Raw genomic sequence first — 21,920 nt, 5'->3', positions numbered from 1 at the left:
GCCGGTGTTGTTCGAAAAATAGTTATCGCCCCAGCTTGACGATCTTTCGCCAATAGGTTTTGATTGCCTTCGTTATCTTTCGGAACGAAACTTATCACTGCCATGTCGAAACGAAATACTCCCCAGCGACGCCACAATATCCTGACCTTGCTCAATGAACAGGGCGAAGTCAGCGTGGACCAACTGGCCAAGCGTTTCGAAACTTCGGAAGTCACCATCCGCAAGGACTTGGCCGCCCTCGAAAGTAACGGCCTGCTCCTGCGTCGCTACGGTGGCGCAATCACCATGCCCCAGGAGCTGGTGGGCGACGCCGCCCAGCCCATCTCGGCCTACAAGCGTGCCATCGCGCGTGCGGCCGTGGTGCGCTTGCGTGAACATGCGCGCATCATCATCGACAGCGGCAGCACCACCGCCGCCATGATTCCGGAACTCGGTCATCAACCCGGGCTGGTGGTTATGACCAACTCCTTGAATGTGGCCCGCGCCCTGAGCGAACTGGAACATGAACCGGTGCTGTTAATGACCGGCGGTACCTGGGACCCGCATTCGGACTCGTTCCAGGGGCAGGTTGCCGAGCAGGTGCTGCGTTCTTACGATTTCGATCAGTTGTTCATTGGCGCCGACGGCATCGACTTGCAGCGCGGCACCACCACCTTCAACGAACTGCTGGGCCTGAGCCGTGTGATGGCTGAGGTCGCCCGTGAAGTGGTGGTGATGGTCGAGTCCGACAAGATTGGCCGCAAGATTCCCAACCTGGAGCTGCCCTGGAGCAGTGTCCATACCCTTATTACCGATGATCGCCTGCCACTTGAGGCCCGCGACCAGATCCAAGCCCGCGGCATTACGCTGATATGCGCGGCAGTCATCTAGGAGAAACACCATGTGTGGAATTGTTGGCGCAGTCGCCGAACGTAACGTAACTGCCATCCTGATCGAAGGCCTCAAGCGCCTGGAATACCGCGGCTATGACAGCGCAGGCGTGGCCGTCTTCACCAACGCCGGCAAGCTGGAGCGTATGCGCCGCCCGGGTAAGGTCAGCGAGTTGGACCAGGCTCTGGCCGGCGAGCCTCTGGCGGGTCGCCTGGGTATCGCCCACACCCGTTGGGCCACCCACGGCGCGCCGTGCGAACGCAACGCCCACCCGCATTTTTCCGGTGACCTGGCGGTGGTGCACAACGGCATCATCGAAAACCACGAAGTGCTGCGTGAGCAACTCAAGGGCCTGGGCTACGTGTTCACCTCGGACACCGACACCGAAGTGATCGCCCACCTGCTCAACCACAAGCTCAAAGACCACAGTGACCTGACCACAGCCCTCAAGGCCACAGTCAAAGAGCTGCACGGCGCCTACGGCCTGGCCGTGATCAGTGCCAGCCAGCCTGACCGCTTGGTTGCCGCGCGCAGTGGCAGCCCATTGGTAATCGGCCTGGGCCTGGGCGAGAACTTCCTTGCCTCCGACCAACTGGCCCTGCGCCAGGTGACCGACCGTTTCATGTACCTGGAAGAAGGCGATATTGCCGACATCCGCCGTGAAAGCGTACAGATCTGGGACGTTGACGGTCAGTCGGTCGAGCGTGAAGCCGTGCAATACCGCGACGGTGCCGAAGCCGCCGACAAAGGCGAGTTCCGCCACTTCATGCTCAAGGAAATCCACGAGCAACCATCCGTGGTGCAACGCACCCTGGAAGGTCGCCTGAGCCAGAACCAGGTGCTGGTCAACGCCTTCGGCCCGCAAGCCGCCGAACTGTTCGCCAAAGTGCGCAATGTACAAATCGTTGCCTGTGGCACCAGCTACCACGCCGGTATGGTCGCGCGTTATTGGCTGGAAGAATTGGCCGGCATCCCCTGCCAGGTCGAAGTCGCCAGCGAGTTCCGCTACCGCAAAGTGGTGGTGCAGCCAGACACCCTGTTCGTGACCATCTCCCAGTCCGGCGAAACCGCCGACACCCTGGCTGCCCTGCGCAACGCCAAGGAGCTGGGCTTCCTCGGCAGCCTGGCCATCTGCAACGTCAGCATCAGCTCGCTGGTACGTGAATCCGACCTGACCCTGCTGACACAGGCTGGTCGCGAAATCGGCGTGGCCTCCACCAAAGCCTTCACTACCCAATTGGTAGGCCTGTTGTTGCTGACCCTGTCCCTGGGTCAAGTACGCGGCACCCTCGCCGAGGGCGTCGAAGCCACTCTGGTGGAAGAACTGCGTCGTCTGCCGACCCGCCTGGGTGAAGCCCTGGCCATGGACAGCACCGTGGAAAAAGTCGCCGAGCTGTTCGCCGACAAGAACCACACCCTGTTCCTCGGCCGTGGCGCGCAATACCCGGTGGCAATGGAAGGCTCGCTGAAACTCAAGGAAATCTCGTACATCCACGCTGAAGCCTACCCGGCCGGTGAGCTGAAGCACGGCCCACTGGCCCTGGTGGATGACGACATGCCGGTGGTCACCGTCGCGCCGAACAACGAACTGCTGGAGAAGCTCAAGTCCAACCTGCAGGAAGTACGCGCCCGTGGCGGCCAACTGATCGTCTTCGCAGATGAGAAGGCAGGCATGACCAATGGTGAAGGCACCCACGTGATCAACATGCCGCACATTCACGACACCCTGTCGCCGATCCTCTACACCATCCCGCTGCAGTTGCTGTCGTACTACGTTGCGGTGCTCAAGGGCACCGACGTTGACCAGCCGCGTAACCTGGCTAAGTCGGTGACGGTGGAGTAAGGCTTACTGACGTACCCAAAAGGGGCTGTTTTCAACAGCCCCTTTTTTACGTTTTGGATTCGCTTAATTCAAGGATGCGTACTGATGCAACACCCTTCTGCTACTGTCCACGCACGTTTGCACGATCGTCGGTTTGCGGTCGCGAACAACGCCCAAGGGGTGTCCGGCACCGGCACCGTGTTTCATTACCAAATCGAAGATGGCGTGATTTCGAGCACTTACCACGGTGGCCGGATTCGCGTGGGCACGCAGGTCGGGCGGGTGACCGGTGCAGAGACCATCGAGCTGCTATTTCAGTGCGTAACCCTGGAAGGTGAACTGCGCGCGGGGTGGTCACGTGGCACGGTAGGCGTGGATCACGCCGGGCGCACCACGCTGAGTTTCGTTTGGGGCTGGCTATCGGGTGCGATAGGCGGAGGGGAGTCTAGCTATGTCGAGATCACTGCTGCACCAGTTTCAGACTTTGCTTAAACCCTGAAAGCACCACAAGTCCAAGGTGGGAGGGGGCTTGCTCCCGATTGCGGTGTATCAGCCAGCATAGGCAGTTACTGACAAACCGCTATCGGAGGCAAGCCTCCTCCCACATTTTGATCTTCATTGGTGCTGAAAAAGGGATGGAGTCAGGTCCACCAGTAGCGCACGAGGTGAAAGAAGATCGGCGCCGCGAAGCACACCGAATCCAGCCGATCCAGCATCCCACCGTGCCCTTCGATCATGTGCCCCCAGTCCTTCACGCCGCGGTCACGCTTGATCGCCGACATCACAATCCCGCCGGCAAAGCCCAGCAGGTTGATCAACAGCGCAATCAAGAACGACTGCCACGGGTTGAACGGTGTGGTCCACCACAGCGCCGCGCCGATCAAGGACGACAGCAGAATGCCGCCCACAAACCCCTCCACGGTTTTCGACGGTGACAGGTTAGGCGCGATCTTGTGTTTGCCGAACAGCTTGCCGCATACGTACTGCAGCACGTCCGAAAGTTGCACCACGATCACCAGGTAAGCGATCAACAACAGGTTACGGCCTTCGTAGCCGGGGATGTCCAACGTCAGCAGGGCAGGGACGAAGGACACGCAGAACACCGCGATCATCAGCCCCCATTGCACCTTCGAGGCGCGTTCCAGGAAGTGTGTGCTGTCGCCGCCAAGGGAGGCGAGGATCGGCAGCAGCAGGAACACGTACACCGGGATGAAGATCGAGAACAGCCCATACCAGTCGGCGTAGATCAGCACGTATTGCAGCGGCAGGGCCAGGTAGAACGCGGCCACCAGGGCCGGGTAGTCGCTGCGCCGGGTCGGGGTGAGGGTCAGGAATTCGCGCAGGGCGTAGAACGACACCGCGTAGAACAGCAGGATCACCGCGCCGGTGCCGAGCCAGAAGGCGACGCCGATCACTACCACCATGACCCACCAGGCGTTGATGCGGGCGTTGAGGTTGTCGATGACTGCGTTGGGGCTGCCACGGGTGCGCAGCTTGAGGATCAGGCCGATCAGCGAGGCGATGACCAGGATCGCGCCGATGCCGCCGAACAACATCAGGGTTTGGCTATCCATTTCAGGAGTGCTCCGGGGCGAGGGCGAGCAGGGCGGCGCGGGTGCGGGCGAGGAATGCGGCTTTGTCTTCGCCTTCTTCCAATTGCAGGGGGGCACCGAAGCTGGTTGTGCATAACAACGGCAGTGGCAGCACGCGCCCTTTGGGCATAACCCGGTTGAGGTTGGCTATCCACACGGGAACCAACTCGGCCTGTGGGTAACTTTTTGCCAGGTGATACAAACCGCTTTTGAACGGCAGCAAGCCATCCTCAAGATTACGCGTGCCTTCTGGAAAGATGATCAGCGAGTCACCGCCTTCCAGAGCCGCGAGCATGGGCAGCAATGGGTTATCCACAGGCTCTTTGCGCTCGCGGTCGATCAGCACGCCATTGAACACCCGGTTGATGATGTAGCGGCGCAGCGCGCTCTTGTTCCAGTAATCACTGCCCGCCACCGGGCGTGTGAATTTGCGCAGGTTCTGCGGCAGCGACGCCCACACCAGCACGAAGTCACCGTGGCTGCTGTGGTTGGCGAAATAGATGCGTTGCACCGGTACTGGCGCGCACCCCAGCCACAGGCTGCGAGCGCCGGTGACGGTGCGGGCCATGGAGGTAATCAGCGTGGCGACCACGGGTTCGAACATGGGAATTCCTTATCCGGCGAAAGGCAGCCAAGGGCTGGCGAGGATGACGCCCAAAGTCAGCAGCGCTTGCGCGCCCAGCAACCAGGCTTGTTTACGCAATAGTTTAAGGGCGCCACGGCGGCGTTCGGTCCACGGCCGACCGGCTCGCTTGGACGATTGCAGGCCGAGGGTTTGCAGGGCCTGGTCAAGGTCTGGAGTGCGGGTAACGTCGCGGGCCAGCATGGCGAACAGGTCGGCGTCGAAGGCCACTCGCAGCGCCCAGTACTTTTGCAGCAGGCCCAGCACGATCATCCACAGGGCCAGCAGCAGGCAGATCGTCGAGATACTGGCCAACAACAATTGGGCGAGGCCGAACAGTATGCCGAGCAACGTCAGGCCTGTGGATAACTGATCCAGGGAACGGCCACGGCGTAGAAGGCTGGCAACTATCTGGAGTTCCATATCAGGGTGCATGGTGCAAACCCTCCAACGCTTTACGGTGTGCGGGGTGCAGGACCACAGTGGCCCGTGCTGTACGAATAATAGCCAGTGCTTCATCGACCGTGGCGGCTCGGCCAGTATTCAGCAGCCAGGCGGCGACAGCAGTGGCGCTACGGGAGTAACCGAGGGCGCAGCACACCAGCAAGGGGCCGCTCGTTCGCAGGCGTTCAATGGCGTGTGCGGCTTTCAGGCATTCGTCGGCTGTCGGGGTGACGAGGTCCAGTACCGGCACGCAGGCATAAGCGCGGCCCAGTGGATTAATCGGCAGTTCGGCGCACAGATCGACAATGGCCCTGAACGAGCCCTGCTCGCTGGCCGTAGGAATGCGCCCCAGCCAGACGTTATCCACAATCAGGTCCGGCTGTGGATGTTTGCGTGTCCACAGCCGCGAATTGACCCACGCACCCGCTAAATAAGGCGCATACAACCAGCGGGCTGCAGGCGTAAGGCGGCCATCCGCACGTTTTTGAAAGCCCGACGCGCCGATCACAAGGTAGCTGGCGGTGATCAAACCCAGGGAAACCGCTGGCCACAGCAGCCACAGCCAGCCGCCGCCCAGTACCAGGGCAAGTGCCAGCAATAATAGCGTGCCCAGCCCGTAGCGCACAGCCAGGCGCCAGCGTTGGGTATCCCGCGTCAACCGCGCACTCAACAATGGGCTCGGGTGCTCCACTGGCCATAACCACACGCACAGCCACCCCGCGAGGGCGCCTGTGGGTAAGTCGATAAAGTGATGTTGATAAGTGGTCAGCACCGAGATGCCGATCAGCGCAAACCAGCCGTGCACCACCCAGCGCCAGCCCCCCTGGATGTGCCGCTGGTACATGACCCACAGGATCACCAGCAGTGCGATATGCAGCGAAGGTGCCTGGTTGAACGGTTTGTCGAAACCGGCCAGCACCGCGAATAGCCAGCCAAACACCCCGTCCAGCTCTGGCCGCTCAAAGGTGAAGCGCAGCGGCCAGATCAGGAAGCAGCTGACGGCAATCACCTGCGCACTCAGCAGGCGCAGTGCATGTTGTTTCAGCTCATGCCGTGTATTGGGCAGCAGCAGAGAGAAGCCGTAGAGCAGGTCGATGGACCAATAGGGCACGATGGTCCAGGCCCAGAACGGCATATGGCTTTCCCAGCCGAACACCAGCGTGCCGACGTCGCTGCGCTGGCTGGTGACCCAGGTGGCGAAGCCGTAGGTGCTGAAAAACAGCGGCGCCAACAGCAGCAGCCAGAGCACCGCTGGTTTCAATAAGCCGGGTTCGCGCATGTTCAGATCTTCTGTGCCAGGGACACAGTGAAAATGCCCCATTCATCCACGCGCTGGGTGATCTTGCGAAAGCCTGCGGCTTCAACCAACTGGTCCATTTCCGCCTGGCTGCGCCGACGCATCACCCAGGCCTGGCCCTGGCGGTGGCTGGTGAGCGCGCGGGCAATCAGCTCCAACTGCGGGTGCCACGGCTGCCCGGTGTAGACCAGGTAACCCCCCGGCTCCACGGCGTCGGCCAGCCCCGCCAGTGAACCACCGACCATGGCGTTATCGGCGAACAACTCATACAGGCCAGACACCACGGCCAGGGTCGGCTTGGGGTCCAGGGCGGCCAGGTCAGCGCGGTCGAACGCATCGCCTTTGACGAACTGGGCGATGTCCCCCAAGCCCTTCTCGCGAATCAGCGCGCCACCGTCGCGCACGTTGATGTCGCTGTAGTCGCGCAGCAGGATCGACTCCGGCAACGGCGATACGCCCTGCAAGGCTTCAAGGATGTAACGGCCGTGGCCGGCGGCGATATCGACGATACGGACCTCGCGGTGCTCGTCACGCAGCTTGGTCATGGCCAGGCGCAGCAGTTCCTCGACGTTCAGCTTGCGCTGGCGAATACCGCGCCAGCCAATGGAGTTGAGGTAGTTGGTGTCGATCATCCGCCCCAGCCCGCCCTTGCCGGTAGGCTTATTGCGATACACGTAGTCCAGCGTGCTGCCGGAGTCGAAACCGGTGTCGAAGCCCAGTTTCACGCCGTCCGACAGGTTCTTGCCCAGGCCCATGCTGGCGCGGGTCATGCGCCAGTAGAGGTCGCGCAGGGAATTGCGTGGCAGTGGCGCGGCAAGGGATTCGGATTCGGCGCAGGTGGCGCCAAGTTTGTCGGCGTCCAGTAGAGAGGCGCGGTCCAGCGGGTGTGCGAAGTTCTGCAAGATAAAGCGTTTGGCGCTGCTCACGGCCACGGCTCGGTCACGTTCACCGAGGGTGTCGTGGAAAAATCCAGGGAGGATATGCAGCTCTTTTTTCAGGCTGCCGAGGCGGTCGAAAAATTGCTGCTGGGGTTTACGGTGCACCACAAAATCGGAGCCGGAGATAAGCAACTGGGTCGGCACCTGGATCGCCTGGGCGTCGGCTACAACCCGGTCGGCCGCTTCGTACAGACCCAGCAGCACATTCACCGAGATGGCTTTGGTGATCAGCGGGTCGCTGTCGTAGGACGCCACACGTTCCGGGTCATGGCTGAGGAACTTGGCCTTGACGTAGCTGTTGACGAAAAAGTTGCCACGAAACCTGCGCATCAAGGCCAGGCCCGGGCGGGCGAAGGGCACGTACAGCTTGACCTTGAAGGCGGGCGAGGCGAGCACCAGGGCGCGGATTTTTGGCGCGTAATCGTGGACCCAGGTGGCCGCGATCACCGCGCCGACGCTTTGGGCGATCACGGCGAGGTTTTGCTCTTCGATGCCGTAGGTGGCGCCGATATGGTCGCAGAAGGTCTGCACATCACGGGCACTGGTGGCAAAGCTGGGGCTGTCGCCGCGCTCGCCGGGCGATTGGCCGTGGCCGCGGGCGTCCCAGGCGAAGAAATCAAACCCCGGCAAGTCCAGTTCATCCACCAGGTGGGCAATACGTCCGGAGTGCTCATGGCCGCGATGGAACAACAGGATTGCCTTGCGCGGCCCGGCGTCTGCCGTGGCCGGCCAGTGCCGGTAGAAAAGCTCGACGCCATCATGGGTACTGAAGGTGTGCTCTTGCTGTTCGCGCATCGCAAATTCCTTATGCAGAAGGGGGAGTTTGTGGCTGTTCTTTGAGGCCCTGGCGCACCCGGTTGACCAAGGTATAGGCGAGCATGGCGGCGACCAGCCACATCACCGCCTCGACCCAACCGGCGCCGAGCCAGCCCAGCGCCACGCCGGTGGCCAGTACACCCAGTACAAAAGCCCGATCACTCTTGCCCATCGGCCCGTCATAGCGACGCGATGCGCCCACCATCGGCCCCATCACACCGGCGTACTCGCTGAAGACCGCAAGCAGTGTCACCAGCACCACCGGCACCGGGCTCACGCCGGGGATCAGGGCAAAGGGCAGGATCAGCGCGCTGTCGGCGATCACATCGCACAGTTCATTGAGGTAAGCGCCGAGGCGTGACTGCTGGCCGAACTCCCGAGCGAGCATACCGTCGATGGCGTTGAGGGCCATGCGCACGATCATCCATAAAGGGATCAACGCAAACAGCCAGAGGTGTTGGGCGAAGCCTGCGATCAACAACCCCACCAGCAGGGAAATAACGCCGGCCAGCACGGTGATCTGGTTGGCGGTGGTGCCGTTGTCGTAGAGGCGCTGCACAAGCGGGCGCAGCAGGTTTTGAAACCGCGGTTTGAGTTGGTAGATGGAAATCATGGGGTGGCGCTTCCTTGTCCGTGAACCCGCGAAAAGCTGTTTCGGAGTGTGCCGATTAATCGCAGCCGACACCAGTGATGGCTCGTGTTTATAGGGGGTTAGTCACAATCCGGAGAATACAGGGAGACAAATGTGGGAGAGGGATCAGGGGTGGATGCAAAAGCGAACAAAAATTTCACGCTTCGTGTTATATCGTAACGAATTGTGTGCAAGTGGGCATTGAGCGGATGCAGGTGGATTTAGAAGCTGACGGCGCCTCCGTAGAAGGCCTGGCGCGTTTTCAGCAAGGGCTGTTCCATGCCCGTCGGTTACGCCAAGCGGGTATCAGCCTGACGACCCTGGCGATCAGCGGATGGGTGTTGGCGCTGTTCGTGGCGTTGTTTGCGCCACTGTCGATCTGGCCGGTGGTGTTGATCAACTGCGCTTCGGCCCTGCTGCTGTTGGTGGCCGGGTTGCAGTCGGCCTGGTGGGTGGCTGATTGGCGTGCCCAGGCGATGGAGGTGCCGAGCGCTGAGTTGATTGAGCAACCCATTGAGCCCACTGCCTGGCACAAGGGGCTGATCAACCGTTTCGGCAACGGCCTGCTGGCACAGGTTGGCGCACCGGTGCTGTGGTTGGCGGGCTGGTCGTTGCTGGCGTTGGTCAGCGTTATCCAGTTCTGGAACCTGGCCTTGCCTGCTGCGGCCATCGGTCAGTCCGCCAGCATCGGTGCGGCGCTGGCATTGGGGCTGGCTTTTGGCTTGCTGGTGTTCGAGCGTCGCCTGGCCCAGGAAACCGCCGCCCAGTGGCCGGAAGCTTCACAGCTGGCGCAGTTGAGTCGGGTGGCGATTATCTGCCTGGTGCTGAGTGCCATCTGCCTGTTGTTTGCCAATGCCGAGTCGGTGTGGCCGCTGCGTCTGGCGACACTCGTCGGCCTGTTGCCGGCGCTGGTGGCGCTGGAGTTCCTGCTGCGGGGCGTGCTGTCGCTGTTCAGCCCGCGCCAGCCGCGCCTTGAGCCGCGCTTGATGGCGCAGAGTTTTATCGCCGGCCTGCTGCGTTGGCCGCCACAACCGTTGCTGGCGTTGCAGCATGAATTGCACAACCGTTTTGGCATCGACCTGCGCCAGATCTGGGCCTTCACCTACATGCGCCGGGCTTTCCTGCCGGTGTTGCTGGTGGTGCTGACGGTAGGCTGGGCGCTGACCGGCGTGCATGAGGTCCCCCTGCAAGGGCGTGGGATTTATGAGCGCTTCGGCAAACCGGTCGAGGTGTTCGGCCCCGGCCTGCATACGGGTTTGCCGTGGCCGCTGGGTCGCGTACTCAACGTGGAGAACGGCGTGGTGCATGAGTTGGCGACCAGCGTCAGCGAAGCCGCCACACCGGAGCTGGCCGCTGCCGAAGGCCCGGCGCCGTTGATTGCCAACCGCCTGTGGGACGCCAGCCATGTGAATGACAAATCCCAGGTCATCGCCAGCAGCAGCGGCGATAAGCAGGGCTTCCAGATCGTCAACATGGACGTGCGATTTGTCTACCGCATCGGCCTCACCGACCAGGCTGCGCTTGCCGCCACTTACAACAGCGCGGACATACCCACCCTGATCCGCAGCACCGCCAGCCGCATCCTGGTGCATGACTTTGCCTCGCGCACCCTCGACGAATTGCTCGGTGAACAACGCACCAGCCTCGCCGACGAGATTGGCCGCACGGTGCAAGCAGACCTGCACACCCTCGACAGCGGGGTGGAGATCCTCGCCACGGTGGTTGAAGCGATCCACCCACCGGCTGGCGCCGCCAATGCTTACCACGGTGTGCAAGCCGCCCAGATCGGCGCCCAGGCACTGATCGCCCGTGAACGTGGCGCGGCCAGCGAGCAGACCAACCAGGCGCTGCTGCAAGCCAGCACCGTCCGTGATCAGGCCCAGGCCGGCGCCCGCGAAGTGAATGCCGGCGCGCAAGCGGCGAACCTGCGCTTTGCCGCCGAACAAAAAGCCTATGCCGCTGCGGGCCAGGCTTTCGTGCTGGAACAGTACCTGAGCCAACTGAGCCTGGGCCTGGCCCACGCCAAGCTGCTTATTCTGGATCATCGTTTGGGCGCCGACAGTGCGCCGACGATTGATCTGCGTTCTTTTACTTTGCCCGCCGATCCACTGGCGCCGCGCAAAGCCGTTCAATAAGGAGTCTGTCTGTTGAGCGCTCATTCTCACGATCACGGTCATCACCATCATCACGGCCACCACCATCACCACCATGGTGATGAACAAGCGGCCGGGCCTTTCCCTTGGCGGCGCATGGCCTGGGCGGCGTTACTGGTGCTGTTTGCCGTGGCAGCGGCGAGCCTGGTGCAGGTGCGCTCCGGCGAGGCCACGGTGATTACCCGCTTCGGCAACCCCGCGCGAGTGCTGTTGGAGCCGGGCCTGGGCTGGCGCTGGCCGGCGCCATTCGAAGCGGCGATCCCGGTGGACCTGCGCCTGCGCACCACGTCCAGCGGCTTGCAGGATGTGGGCACCCGCGATGGCCTGCGGATTATCGTGCAGGCCTATGTGGCGTGGCAGGTGCAGGGCGATGCCGACAATGTGCAGCGCTTCATGCGCGCAGTGCAGAACCAGCCGGACGAAGCGGCGCGGCAGATCCGCACCTTCGTCGGCTCGGCGCTGGAAACCACGGCGGCCAGCTTTGACCTGTCCAGCTTGATCAACACCGACGCCAGCCAAGTGCGCATCGCCGATTTTGAAGCGCAGTTGCGCCAGCAGATTGATCAACAATTGCTCGCCACCTACGGCGTGCGCGTGGCGCAGGTCGGCATCGAGCGCCTGACATTGCCTTCGGTGACACTCACCGCCACGGTTGATCGTATGCGCGCCGAGCGGGAAACCATCGCCACTGAACGCACCGCCGTGGGCAAGCGCGAAGCGGCGCAAATCCGCTCCGCCGCCGAGCGTGATGCGCGCATTGTGCAGGCCGATGCGACGGTGAAAGCCGCCGATATCGAAGCGCAATCGCGGGTAGAAGCCGCGCAGATTTATGGCCGTGCCTACGCGGGTAATCCGCAGCTGTACAACCTGCTGCGCTCGCTGGATACCTTGGGCACGGTGGTCACGCCGGGTACCAAAATCATCCTGCGCACCGACGCCGCGCCGTTCCGCGCCCTGGTGGATGGGCCGAAGGACATCCAGCCATGAGCGAACGCGGCAGTCCCGACAGCCCTTGGATTCAGGCCGGGCGCCTGACCTTCCTGGCGCTGTACGCGGTCACTGTGTTGGCGGCGTTGGCCTGGGCCTTTTCCAATGTGCGCCAGATCGACCCGCAGAATCGCGCGGTGGTCCTGCACTTCGGCGCCCTTGATCGCATTCAGAACGCCGGGCTGTTGCTGGCCTGGCCGCAGCCGTTCGAGCAGGTGGTGTTGTTGCCGGCGGCGGACCGGGTGATCGAGCGCCGAGTGGAGAACCTGCTGCGTTCCGATGCGGCGTTGCAGGCTGATCGCGTGGCCAGTTTCGCTACGCCGTTGAGCGATGCCCTGGCCGGTTCCGGCTACCTGCTGACCGGCGATGCCGGGGTGGTGCAGTTGGATGTGCGGGTGTTCTACAAGGTGACCGAGCCCTATGCCTTCGTGTTGCAGGGCGACCACGTGTTGCCCGCGCTGGATCGGTTGGTGACGCGCAGTGCCGTAGCCCTGACGGCAGCGCGGGATCTGGACACCATCCTGGTAGCACGCCCGGAACTGATCGGCAGCGACAACGGCGCCGCCGAACGCCGCGAGCGCCTGCGCGGCGATCTGGTGCAAGGCATCAATAAACGCCTGGCCGATTTGGCCGCCAGCGGTTTGGGCCTGGGCATCGAAGTCACCCGTGTCGATGTGCAATCGAGCCTGCCGGGCCCGGCGGTGAATGCCTTCAACGCAGTGCTGACTGCCAGCCAGCAAGCGGATAAAGCGGTGGCCAACGCCCGCACCGAAGCGGAAAAACTCACCCAGACCGCGAATCAGGAGGCTGACCGCCAGGTGCAAGTCGCCCACGCCCAGGCCAGCGAACGCTTGGCCAATGCCCAGGCGCAAACCGCTACCGTCGCCAGCCTCGCCCAGGTCAAAGACCCCGGCTTGCTGTTGCGCCTGTACCGCGAACGCCTGCCGAAGATTCTCGGCCAGGCGGGTTCCGTGACCACCGTCGACCCCAAAGACGACTCCCGCTTGATCATCCAGGGAGCCGAACAATGAGCGCACCCATGCTGACCTCGGCCGAACAGCGCAGCGCTGCCCGGCAATTGACCCTGGCCATGCTCGCCCTTGGGTTGCTCGTGCTGGGCCTGGTATGGCGCTGGCTGGGGCCGGACCAGAACGGTGTGAGCCAATTGCTGCTGGGGGTGGCATCGCTGTTGGTGGCGGTGCCGGTGATGCGTTCTGCCTGGTACAGCCTGCGCTTTCCCAGCTTGCACGGCATCACTGACCAACTGATTGCCCTGGCCATGCTTGGCGCCTGGGCCACCGGCGATCTGCTCACCGCCGCGTTGTTGCCGATCATCATGATCTTCGGCCATGTGCTGGAAGAGCGCAGCGTGATCGGCTCCCAGGAGGCGATCCATGCCCTGGGCAAACTCACCCGCAGCCACGCCCGTTTGGTACAGGCTGACGGAACCATCACCGAAGTGGATAACGCCACGCTGAACCCCGGTGATATCGTCGAAGTGCGCGCCGGCGACCGCGTGCCGGCCGATGGCGTGGTGCTGTCCGGCCAGGCGAGCCTGGACACGGCACCAATCACCGGTGAGTCGGTGCCGTTGGAAGCCAGCGCGGGTGTGCAGGTGTTTGGTGGCGCGATCAACCTTGATGGTCTGCTGCGCCTTGAAGTGACGCGCACTGGCAACGAATCGACCCTGGGCAAAGTCATCGCACTGATGCAGAACGCCGAGCGCTCCAAGCCGCCGATCACGCGGCTGCTGGAGCGTTATGCCGGTAGCTATATGGTGTTGGTGCTGTTGCTGGCGGCGGTCACCTGGTTCGTCACCAACGATGCGCAGGCGATGCTGGCGGTGCTGGTGGCGGCGTGCCCGTGTGCCTTGGTGCTGTCGGCGCCGGCCACGGCGATTGCCGGGATCGCCGTGGCGGCGCGTCATGGGATTCTGATTCGCAGCTCGGCGTTTCTCGAAGAATTGGCTGACCTGACCTCGTTGGTGGTCGACAAGACCGGCACCCTGACCTTTGGCACCCTGCGTTTGCAGTCCATCGAGACCACCGCACCGGATCGCCAGGAGCTGCTGAACCTGGCGGCCAGCCTCGGCTCGGCGAGCAGTCACCCGGTCAGCCGAGCGTTGGCGGGGTTGGCGACTCAGGAGCAGTTACTGGCGCTCTCCGACATTCGCGAGCGTCAGGGCCTGGGCGTGGTCGCACAGACCGAACAGGGCGAAGCGGCGCTGGGGCGGCCGGAGTTGTTCGAACAATTGGGCATCGTCACCAGCGGCGTTCCCAACCATGACGGCCCTATTGCCGGGTTGGCGTTGAACGGCGATTTCCTGGCCTGGCTGTTGCTGGCCGACAGCGTCAAGCCGGAGGCGCGCCAGGCCCTGCAAGAGTTGCGTGACTTGGGCCTGGGCCGCCAGTTGCTGCTGACCGGCGACCGCCAAAGCGTGGCCGACAGCCTGGCGCTGGAGGTGGGCATCAGTGATGTCGAAGCCCAAGCCTTGCCGGAAGACAAGCTCAACCGCGTGCTGGGTGAAATCAGCAGCGGCTTCCGGCCGATGGTGGTGGGCGATGGCATCAATGATTCGTTGGCGCTCAAGGCCGGTGTGGTTGGTGTGGCGATGGGGGCGGGCGGTGCCGATATCGCACTGGCATCGGCGGACGTGGTGTTGATCGGCAGCGACTTGCGCCGCCTGGGTACCTGCGTGCGCTTGAGCCGCCAGTGCCGGCAGACGTTGCAGGTGAACGTGATCATCGGCCTGGGCTGGACGTTGGCCATTGTGGTGTTCGCGGCCTTTGGCTGGCTGGGCGCGGCGGGTGCCATGATTGCGGCGGTGCTGCATAACCTCAGTACCTTGCTGGTGCTGGGTAACGCTGGGCGGTTATTACGCTTCCAGGAGCCGCTGTTGAAGCTTGATGAATAATTTCAGAAATATTTGCACACGGCTGTAACGCCGATGGGGGGCCTCACTCTAGTGGTGTGTCGAGACTGAACAATCCGTTCGGACCGACTTCACCACTGATCATGAGGAATACAACAATGAGCATTAAATCCGCTGCTGCTGGCGCCGCCCTCGCGATGGCTGCCGCCACTATGTTTGCCGGTGTGGCCACCCAGGCACACGCAGCCGATGCCACTGTGCATTGCTATGGCGTCAACGCTTGTAAAGGGCAGAACGACTGCAAGACCAAAGATCACGCGTGCAAAGGTCAAGGTTCCTGCAAAGGCCAGGGCTTCCTGTCCATGAGCAAGGCGATGTGCGACGAGAAGGGCGGTACCGTCGGCGAGTAACGGCAACCGAGTGCAACCGCAGCGACCGCCCCCCGTCGCTGCGGACACTTTTCCTGGAGCGTCTTATGCCCACTTCTTTTTCGAGCCTCGGTTACGGCCTGGGGCTGCGCAGTGAGTACTACCAGCAGATCCTCGAACAGTCGCCGGCCGTGGATTGGTTCGAAGTGATCTCCGAGAATTATCTGGTGCAGGGCGGCAAAGCCTTGTACTACCTGGATGCGATAGCCGAGCGTTACCCCGTGGTAATGCACGGGGTGTCCTTGTCCATCGGTGGGCCCCATGCCCTCGATACCGATTACCTTGCGCAAATCAAACAGCTCTCCGAGCGCATCCAGCCGGCCTGGATTTCCGATCACCTGTGCTGGAGCCGCGGCAGCGCGCATCAGCTGCATGACCTGCTGCCGCTGCCCTACACCGAAGAAAGCCTCTATCACGTGGCCGGTCGTGTGCGTCAGGTGCAGGACGTGTTGCAGCGCCCGCTGGTGCTGGAAAACGTCTCCAGCTATGTGCGCTCCAAGGCTGATGAGTTCACCGAGTGGGAGTTCCTCAACGCTTTGGCCCACCTGAGCGGGTGTCAGTTGTTGCTGGACGTGAACAATGTGTATGTGAGTGCGCGTAACCATGGCTTTGATGCCTGGACGTTTATCCGCAACCTGCCGCCCGAGAGCATCCGCCAACTGCACCTGGCCGGGCATATGGACTACGGCGACTATGTGGTCGACACCCACGACCATCCTGTGTGCGACCCGGTGTGGGCGCTTTACCAACAGACCCTGGAGCATTTGGGGCCGGTGTCGACGCTGTTGGAGCGCGATGATCATTTCCCGCCGTTCGAAGAATTGCTCACTGAGTTGAGCAAGGCCCGCGAGCTGGCAGCCAGTGCCCTGGCCAGGAAATCGCTATGCGCCTGATCGACTGGCAATTGGCTTTTGAAGAGCACCTGTTATCTGAACCTTGCGCGGCCAACAGCAGCTTTGCCGCCACCTTGCTGGGGGGGCCGACCCTGGATGTGGACACCGGCCTGGCGATTTACCACAACGCCTATCTGTCGCGATTGAAGGAAGTGCTGTGCCATGACTTCAGCGCTATCCGATATTGGCTGGGGGATGATGAATTTGCCGCGCTGAGCGAAGCCTACATTCGCCGTTACCCCTCGGCCCACTACAGCCTGCGTTGGCTCGGTGAGCGCTTTTCGATGTTTATCCTTGAGCACTTGGTCGCAGAACACAGTGCGCCGCTGGCTGAGTTGGCGCGCCTGGAGTGGGCGTTTACCCTGGCGTTCGATGCACCCCAGGGTACGCCGCTGACCGTGAATGACATGGCGCAATTGGCGCCTGGGGACTGGCCGGCGCTACAGGTAAGCCTGGCGCCTTCAGTGCAGCATTTGCTGTGCCGTTTCAACACGGTGGCGATCTGGCGAGCCAGCAAGGATGCATCGGGTTTTCCCGGCAGCAAGGCGCTGGACCCGATGCAAATCTGCCTGGTATGGCGTCATCAGAATGTGTGTCACTACCGCAGCCTGGAGCCGGACGAGGCCTGTGCACTGGCAGGGATGGTGACTACCGGCTGGAATTTTTCAGAACTGTGCGCAGAGTTGGCAGTCACTTATTCAGAGGGTGCGTCGCTGCAAGCGGCCACATGGCTGAAACAGTGGATCCAGGACGGTTTGCTTGAACTCCGAGCCCCATAGAGACGTGCTATTAAATCGATAGCCTCCTACTTTGTCTTCGGATGGTCTACCCTCACTCCAGACGTCTGAAACAAGGGGGGATTACTCATGCTCGCGCAACTTCCACCGGCCTTACAGAATCTTCAGCTACCGTTGCGTCTTCGACTCTGGGACGGCCATGAATTCAACTTGGGTCCTGAGCCCAGTGTGACGATTGTGGTCAAGGACCCCACGATGGTGTCCAAGCTGACCCACCCAACGCTCGATTCACTGGGCGAAGCCTTCGTCGAAGGCAAACTGGAGCTGGAAGGCTCCATCACCGAGGTGATCAGGGTATGTGACGAGTTGAGCCACGCCTTGATCGATGACGACGAAGGCAGCCGTCCGGTGCGCTCGATCCACGACAAGGCCACCGACGCGGCGGCCATTTCCTACCATTACGACCTGTCCAACGAGTTCTACCAACTATGGCTGGATCAGGACATGGCGTATTCCTGCGGTTATTTCGAAACCGGCAGCGAATCCATCGACCAGGCCCAGCAAGACAAATTCCGTCACCTGTGCCGCAAACTGCGGCTGCAGCCGGGCGAGTACCTGCTCGACGTTGGGTGTGGTTGGGGCGGGCTTGCGCGGTTTGCGGCGCGGGAATTCGGAGTCAAGGTGTTTGGTATCACCTTGAGCAAGGAACAGCTGGCGCTGGCCAGGGAGCGGGTGAAAGCCGAAGGCCTGGAGGATCAGGTCGACCTGCAACTGCTCGACTACCGCGACCTGCCCCAGGATGGCCGCTTCGACAAAGTGGTGAGCGTGGGTATGTTCGAACACGTCGGCCACGCCAACCTGGCACAGTACTGTCAGACGCTGTTCGGTGCCGTGCGTGAAGGCGGCCTGGTGATGAACCATGGCATTACCGCCAAACATACCGATGGCCGCCCGGTAGGCCGAGGCGCCGGGGAGTTTATCGAGCGCTACGTATTTCCCAACGGCGAACTGCCTCACCTGGCGATGATGACTGCCGAGATCAGCGAGGTCGGGTTGGAAGTGGTGGATGTCGAAAGTTTGCGCTTGCACTACGCCCGCACGTTGGACCATTGGAGCGAGCGCCTGGAAGACAATCTGGAAGCGGCGGCGAAGATGGTGCCGGAGCAGGCGTTGCGCATCTGGCGGCTGTACCTGGCCGGTTGCGCTTATGCGTTTGCCCGGGGCTGGATCAACTTGCACCAGATCTTGGCGGTCAAACCCCATGCCGATGGTGGTCATGAACTGCCGTGGACGCGGGAAGATCTCTACCGCTGACCCGATTTTCCAGAACACTGAAGATCCAAATGTGGGAGGGGACTTGCCCCCTCCCACATTTTCCCTGCGTTGTCTGTTAGAGAATCGGTGAGATCAAGCGCGCCACCCGCATCCCCAACTGTTGCAGGCGTCGCGTCTCGCGGCTTTCTTCCTGACTGACTTCATGGGACAGGGCAAAATCGTCCAGCAGCATGTGTTCAACCTGGCTGGCGAAAGCCTCATCCACTGTCAGCAACATCACTTCGAAATTCAGTCGGAACGAACGGTTGTCCATGTTGGCGCTGCCAATGGCGCTGATTTCGCTGTCTACCAACACCACCTTCTGATGCAGAAACCCGGGCTTGTAGCGGAACACCCGCACACCTGCGCGCACGGCTTCGATGGCGTAAAGGCTGGAGGCGGCATATACGATGCGGTGGTCGGGCCGCGATGGCAGCAACAGGCGCACGTCCACCCCGCGCAATACCGCCAGGCGCAGTGCGGCGAATACGGCTTCGTCGGGGACGAAGTACGGGCTGGTAATCCATACCCGCTCGGTCGCGGCGTGGATGGCCTCGACGAAAAACAGCGAGCAGGTTTCATAGGGGTCTGCCGGGCCACTGGCGAGCAGTTGGCAGAGCACGCCGTCTTCGGGGTAGGCATCCGGCAGGATCAGTGGCGGTAGTTGCCGCGCCGCCCAGAACCAGTCTTCGGCAAACGACTCCTGAAGGCAGGCCACCACTGGGCCGGTGACCTGTACATGGGTATCGCGCCATGGCGCCAGCGGCGGTTTTTTGCCCAAGTACTCATCGCCCACATTGTGCCCGCCGACAAAGCCGGTGATACCGTCCACCACCACGATCTTGCGATGGTTACGGAAGTTGACCTGGAAACGATTGAGCCAGCCGCTGCGGGTGGCGAACGCCTTGACCTGCACCCCGGCGTCGCGCAGCGATTGTACGTAGCGATGGGGCAGGGCGTGGCTGCCGATGCGGTCGTACAGCACGTAAATGTCGACGCCCTGGGCGGCCTTTTCCTTCAATAGCACCTGCAATTGGCGGCCAAGCTCATCGTCATGGATGATGAAAAACTGGAACAGCACGGCGGTTCTGGCGTTGCGAATCGCCTCGAAAATCGCGCCAAAAGTAGCCTCGCCATTGATCAACAGGCGCACTTCATTATTGGCCAGGCACGGCATGCGCCCGAGCTTGGGCATGGCTCGCAGAGAGGCATAGGCACTGGAGTTGCGCGCCGCGAGCGCTTCCTCTACCCACGGGCGCCAATTCAGTTCGGCGATCGCCGTGTGCATTTCCTGGTTGGCCTGGCGACGGGCCTGGATGTACGCGTCGAAGGTGCTGCGGCCGAAGATCAGGTAAGGGATCAGCGTCAGGTAAGGCATGAACATCAGCGACAAGGCCCAGGCGATCGAGCCTTGGGCGGTGCGGACAGTCAGTACCGCGTGAATTGCGGCGAGGCTCCCGAGAACGTGCAGCGTGGCAATGAAGTAGGCGAGCAGGTGCGGGCCAAAGAAATCCATGAACGACGTAACTCCAGGCAGTCCAGTGCGTAACAGACCATGAACCGCTGCGAATGTCGCTATTTTATTTGCCGTGCAACACTGGCCGCTTTACGACGTCTAACGCCGACAATTACCCAGGAGTTACCCGATGAATGCTCGTCTGCTTGGTTTGGCCATGGTTGTTGGTTTGTCGCTGCCGGTGGCGGCGCAGGCGCAGATGCTGGCGCCGGGCTTGTGGGAATTGACCACCAGTAATATGAAAGTCGATAACCAGGACCTGCCGGACCTGTCGCTGATCCTCGGTCAGCTCAAGCAACAAATGACTCCTGAACAGCGCGCCATGCTCGAAAAGCAAGGCATCAACATGGCCGGTAAGGGTGTGCAGGTGTGCCTGACCCCAGCCCAGGTTGCCACCGATTCCATCCCGCTGACCGACCCGCAATCGGGCTGCAAGCAGGAAGTGACTGACAAGACCGGCAACCAATGGAAGTTCCGTTTCAGCTGCCCCAAAGCCCAGGGCACGGGTGTAGCGACCTTCCAAAGCCAGAAGGAATTCACCACCACCGTCAACGGTACGTTCAATGCCACCGGCATCCAGCAGAAGGGCAGCCTGGACAGCCACGCTCAGTGGCTGGGCAACGATTGCGGTACGGTCAAACCCCGCGCTTAACGCAGAAAATGCAGGGGCAAGCCCTGGCAACTGTCGACCACCTGGCCGTTGTGCCAGGCCAGGTGGCCGGACACCAGCGTGGTGCTCACGCTGTGACGAAAGCTGCGCTCTGCAAAGGGAGTCCAGCCGCAACGGGCGAGAATCGGTTGGCTGCTGACCGGTTTGCCCTGAGGCTCAGGTTTGATCAACACCAGATCGGCCCAATAGCCTTCACGCAGGTAACCGCGATCAGGAATGGCAAACAGGTCGGCCACACGATGACTGGTTTTCGCCACCAGTGTGGTCAGAGGCAAATGCCCGTCGGCCACCAACTCCAATAGTGCCGGCAGGGCGTGCTGCACCAGGGGCAAACCCGAGGGTGCTTCACGATAGCCCAATTGTTTTTGCGCCCAGGTATGCGGCGCATGGTCAGTGCCAATCACATCCAGACGATCACTTAATAACGCCAGGCGCAGCGCGTCGCGGTCGGCGCGTGTCTTGATGGCCGGGTTGCATTTGATCTGGTGGCCGAGGCGGTGATAGTCGCGGTCGTCGAACAGCAGATGATGCAGGCAGACCTCGGCGGTGATGTGTTTTTCGGCCAGGGGCTTGTCTTCGAACAGCGCGAGTTCACGGGCGCTGGTCAGGTGCAGCACGTGCAGTCGCGTGCCATGGCGCTGGGCCAGTTCCACGGCATACGATGACGAGCGATAACACGCTTCGGCGTCGCGGATCAGTGGATGAGCGACAGCGGGAATGCGCTCGCCAAAGCGCTCGCGCAAGCGTTGCTCGTTGGCCAGGATGCTCGGAGTGTGTTCGCAGTGCGCGAGCAGAATGGTCGGCACGTCGGCAAACAAACGTTCCAGAATACGTGGGTCGTCCACCAGCATGTTGCCGGTGGAGGCGCCCATGAACACTTTGACTCCAGCCACTTCACAGGGGTCGAGGCCGGCGACGATATCCAGATTGTCGTTGCTTACGCCAAAGTGAAAGCCGTAGTTGGCCACTGAGTGCAACGCAGCACGGTGCTTCTTATCGGCCAAGGCTTGCAGGTTCAAAGTGGCTGGCTGGGTGTTGGGCATGTCCATGAAGCTGGTGATACCGCCGGCCACCGCGGCACGGGATTCGCTGTAGAAACTGCCTTTGTCTGGCGCGCCGGGTTCGCGAAAATGCACCTGGTCATCGATCATTCCCGGCAGCAACCACTGGCCTTTGGCGTCGATTTCCACCGGTTCGTCAGCGCCTTCAATGCTGGCGGCAATCTTCTCGATACGGCCATTGGCGACCAGCACGTCGGCGTCGAATACCTGGCCCTCGTTGACCAGGCGGGCGTTGCGTATCAGCAGGCGACTCATGG

The 21,920-nt window shown here is 61.9% G+C and carries 20 protein-coding genes; 12 read left to right on the top strand and 8 right to left on the bottom strand.

What is annotated here, in order from left to right:
- Window positions 1-102: 102 nt before the first annotated feature.
- From J1G33_RS05750 to J1G33_RS05740, 3 genes are all read left to right on the top strand, one after another.
- Complete coding sequence (locus J1G33_RS05750; RefSeq protein WP_032878617.1) at window positions 103-870, top strand: DeoR family transcriptional regulator; 768 nt, start codon at window positions 103-105, stop codon at window positions 868-870.
- 10 nt (window positions 871-880) lie between these two features.
- On the top strand, window positions 881-2,713 hold the full coding sequence (gene glmS / locus J1G33_RS05745; protein ID WP_005792598.1) for a glutamine--fructose-6-phosphate transaminase (isomerizing): 1,833 nt from the start codon (window positions 881-883) through the stop codon (window positions 2,711-2,713).
- Window positions 2,714-2,797: 84 nt separating this feature from the next.
- Window positions 2,798-3,184, top strand: coding sequence for a hypothetical protein (locus J1G33_RS05740; protein ID WP_032878619.1), 387 nt, complete (start codon window positions 2,798-2,800; stop codon window positions 3,182-3,184).
- 149 nt (window positions 3,185-3,333) lie between these two features.
- On the opposite strand, the gene J1G33_RS05735 is transcribed toward J1G33_RS05740, so the two are convergent.
- Genes J1G33_RS05735 through J1G33_RS05710 form a run of 6 tightly spaced genes read right to left on the bottom strand, consistent with a single transcriptional unit; the run spans window position 3,334 to window position 9,014 of the window.
- The gene (locus J1G33_RS05735; RefSeq protein ID WP_005792597.1) at window positions 3,334-4,266 is read right to left on the bottom strand and encodes a phosphatidate cytidylyltransferase; all 933 of its coding nucleotides are present in this window, start codon (window positions 4,264-4,266) and stop codon (window positions 3,334-3,336) included.
- Window position 4,267: 1 nt separating this feature from the next.
- Window positions 4,268-4,888: a lysophospholipid acyltransferase family protein gene (locus tag J1G33_RS05730; RefSeq protein ID WP_223017799.1), complete on the bottom strand. Its 621-nt coding sequence runs from the start codon at window positions 4,886-4,888 to the stop codon at window positions 4,268-4,270.
- Between the two features lie 9 nt (window positions 4,889-4,897).
- The gene (locus tag J1G33_RS05725) at window positions 4,898-5,341 is read right to left on the bottom strand and encodes a hypothetical protein (protein ID WP_032878622.1); all 444 of its coding nucleotides are present in this window, start codon (window positions 5,339-5,341) and stop codon (window positions 4,898-4,900) included.
- Window positions 5,331-6,629, bottom strand: coding sequence for a phosphatase PAP2/dual specificity phosphatase family protein (locus J1G33_RS05720; RefSeq protein ID WP_032878623.1), 1,299 nt, complete (start codon window positions 6,627-6,629; stop codon window positions 5,331-5,333). The genes J1G33_RS05725 and J1G33_RS05720 overlap by 11 nt, the downstream gene beginning before the upstream one ends.
- Before the next feature lie 2 nt (window positions 6,630-6,631).
- Entirely contained in the window at window positions 6,632-8,380 is a 1,749-nt protein-coding gene (locus tag J1G33_RS05715) for a bifunctional alpha/beta hydrolase/class I SAM-dependent methyltransferase (protein ID WP_148853760.1), read from the bottom strand.
- A gap of 10 nt (window positions 8,381-8,390) precedes the next feature.
- Entirely contained in the window at window positions 8,391-9,014 is a 624-nt protein-coding gene (locus J1G33_RS05710; protein ID WP_032878626.1) for a CDP-alcohol phosphatidyltransferase family protein, read from the bottom strand.
- A 227-nt stretch (window positions 9,015-9,241) separates the two neighbouring features.
- On the opposite strand from J1G33_RS05710, the gene J1G33_RS05705 reads away from it, so the two are divergent.
- From J1G33_RS05705 to cfaB, 8 genes are all read left to right on the top strand, one after another.
- The gene (locus tag J1G33_RS05705; protein WP_078822682.1) at window positions 9,242-11,167 is read left to right on the top strand and encodes a protease modulator HflK; all 1,926 of its coding nucleotides are present in this window, start codon (window positions 9,242-9,244) and stop codon (window positions 11,165-11,167) included.
- Between the two features lie 9 nt (window positions 11,168-11,176).
- Window positions 11,177-12,172, top strand: coding sequence for a protease modulator HflC (locus J1G33_RS05700; RefSeq protein ID WP_164699557.1), 996 nt, complete (start codon window positions 11,177-11,179; stop codon window positions 12,170-12,172).
- Window positions 12,169-13,203, top strand: a complete 1,035-nt coding sequence (locus J1G33_RS05695; protein WP_078822681.1) for a protease modulator HflK — start codon at window positions 12,169-12,171, stop codon at window positions 13,201-13,203. The genes J1G33_RS05700 and J1G33_RS05695 overlap by 4 nt, the downstream gene beginning before the upstream one ends.
- Window positions 13,200-15,086: a cation-translocating P-type ATPase gene (locus J1G33_RS05690; RefSeq protein WP_223017798.1), complete on the top strand. Its 1,887-nt coding sequence runs from the start codon at window positions 13,200-13,202 to the stop codon at window positions 15,084-15,086. Before J1G33_RS05695 ends, J1G33_RS05690 begins: the two co-directional genes overlap by 4 nt.
- 116 nt (window positions 15,087-15,202) lie before the next feature.
- Window positions 15,203-15,454, top strand: a complete 252-nt coding sequence (locus J1G33_RS05685) for a hypothetical protein (protein ID WP_078822679.1) — start codon at window positions 15,203-15,205, stop codon at window positions 15,452-15,454.
- Between the two features lie 65 nt (window positions 15,455-15,519).
- Complete coding sequence (locus J1G33_RS05680) at window positions 15,520-16,365, top strand: DUF692 domain-containing protein (protein WP_216090506.1); 846 nt, start codon at window positions 15,520-15,522, stop codon at window positions 16,363-16,365.
- Window positions 16,356-17,144, top strand: coding sequence for a DNA-binding domain-containing protein (locus J1G33_RS05675; protein WP_148853766.1), 789 nt, complete (start codon window positions 16,356-16,358; stop codon window positions 17,142-17,144). Before J1G33_RS05680 ends, J1G33_RS05675 begins: the two co-directional genes overlap by 10 nt.
- 87 nt (window positions 17,145-17,231) lie before the next feature.
- On the top strand, window positions 17,232-18,416 hold the full coding sequence (gene cfaB, locus J1G33_RS05670) for a C17 cyclopropane fatty acid synthase CfaB (RefSeq protein WP_005792585.1): 1,185 nt from the start codon (window positions 17,232-17,234) through the stop codon (window positions 18,414-18,416).
- A gap of 76 nt (window positions 18,417-18,492) precedes the next feature.
- On the opposite strand, the gene cls is transcribed toward cfaB, so the two are convergent.
- A complete protein-coding gene (gene cls / locus J1G33_RS05665) occupies window positions 18,493-19,932 on the bottom strand; it encodes a cardiolipin synthase (RefSeq protein WP_005792584.1) in 1,440 nt (479 codons plus the stop codon).
- A gap of 130 nt (window positions 19,933-20,062) precedes the next feature.
- Between cls and J1G33_RS05660 the strand changes: the two genes are divergently transcribed.
- The gene (locus J1G33_RS05660) at window positions 20,063-20,584 is read left to right on the top strand and encodes a DUF3617 domain-containing protein (protein WP_005792583.1); all 522 of its coding nucleotides are present in this window, start codon (window positions 20,063-20,065) and stop codon (window positions 20,582-20,584) included.
- Here J1G33_RS05660 and J1G33_RS05655 read toward each other — a convergent pair.
- Window positions 20,581-21,918 carry a dihydroorotase gene (locus tag J1G33_RS05655; protein ID WP_078822676.1) on the bottom strand — a complete coding sequence of 446 codons (1,338 nt, stop codon included), beginning with the start codon at window positions 21,916-21,918 and terminating at the stop codon, window positions 20,581-20,583. The genes J1G33_RS05660 and J1G33_RS05655 overlap by 4 nt on opposite strands.
- Window positions 21,919-21,920 lie beyond the last annotated feature (2 nt).

The sequence above is a fragment of the Pseudomonas sp. P867 genome, assembly GCF_019891455.1.
Lineage (GTDB): Bacteria > Pseudomonadota > Gammaproteobacteria > Pseudomonadales > Pseudomonadaceae > Aquipseudomonas > Aquipseudomonas synxantha_A.
Note: the sequence above shows the minus strand (reverse complement) of the source record. Positions and strands in the feature narration are given on the sequence as shown.

Coding starts and splice junctions, on each gene's coding strand:
- J1G33_RS05750 (WP_032878617.1), top strand. CDS start 103: ATGTCGAAACGAAATACTCCCCAGCGACGCCACAATATCCTGACCTTG.
- glmS (WP_005792598.1), top strand. CDS start 881: ATGTGTGGAATTGTTGGCGCAGTCGCCGAACGTAACGTAACTGCCATC.
- J1G33_RS05740 (WP_032878619.1), top strand. CDS start 2,798: ATGCAACACCCTTCTGCTACTGTCCACGCACGTTTGCACGATCGTCGG.
- J1G33_RS05735 (WP_005792597.1), bottom strand. CDS start 4,266: ATGGATAGCCAAACCCTGATGTTGTTCGGCGGCATCGGCGCGATCCTG.
- J1G33_RS05730 (WP_223017799.1), bottom strand. CDS start 4,888: ATGTTCGAACCCGTGGTCGCCACGCTGATTACCTCCATGGCCCGCACC.
- J1G33_RS05725 (WP_032878622.1), bottom strand. CDS start 5,341: ATGCACCCTGATATGGAACTCCAGATAGTTGCCAGCCTTCTACGCCGT.
- J1G33_RS05720 (WP_032878623.1), bottom strand. CDS start 6,629: ATGCGCGAACCCGGCTTATTGAAACCAGCGGTGCTCTGGCTGCTGCTG.
- J1G33_RS05715 (WP_148853760.1), bottom strand. CDS start 8,380: ATGCGCGAACAGCAAGAGCACACCTTCAGTACCCATGATGGCGTCGAG.
- J1G33_RS05710 (WP_032878626.1), bottom strand. CDS start 9,014: ATGATTTCCATCTACCAACTCAAACCGCGGTTTCAAAACCTGCTGCGC.
- J1G33_RS05705 (WP_078822682.1), top strand. CDS start 9,242: ATGCAGGTGGATTTAGAAGCTGACGGCGCCTCCGTAGAAGGCCTGGCG.
- J1G33_RS05695 (WP_078822681.1), top strand. CDS start 12,169: ATGAGCGAACGCGGCAGTCCCGACAGCCCTTGGATTCAGGCCGGGCGC.
- J1G33_RS05690 (WP_223017798.1), top strand. CDS start 13,200: ATGAGCGCACCCATGCTGACCTCGGCCGAACAGCGCAGCGCTGCCCGG.
- J1G33_RS05685 (WP_078822679.1), top strand. CDS start 15,203: ATGAGCATTAAATCCGCTGCTGCTGGCGCCGCCCTCGCGATGGCTGCC.
- J1G33_RS05680 (WP_216090506.1), top strand. CDS start 15,520: ATGCCCACTTCTTTTTCGAGCCTCGGTTACGGCCTGGGGCTGCGCAGT.
- J1G33_RS05675 (WP_148853766.1), top strand. CDS start 16,356: ATGCGCCTGATCGACTGGCAATTGGCTTTTGAAGAGCACCTGTTATCT.
- cfaB (WP_005792585.1), top strand. CDS start 17,232: ATGCTCGCGCAACTTCCACCGGCCTTACAGAATCTTCAGCTACCGTTG.
- cls (WP_005792584.1), bottom strand. CDS start 19,932: ATGGATTTCTTTGGCCCGCACCTGCTCGCCTACTTCATTGCCACGCTG.
- J1G33_RS05660 (WP_005792583.1), top strand. CDS start 20,063: ATGAATGCTCGTCTGCTTGGTTTGGCCATGGTTGTTGGTTTGTCGCTG.
- J1G33_RS05655 (WP_078822676.1), bottom strand. CDS start 21,918: ATGAGTCGCCTGCTGATACGCAACGCCCGCCTGGTCAACGAGGGCCAG.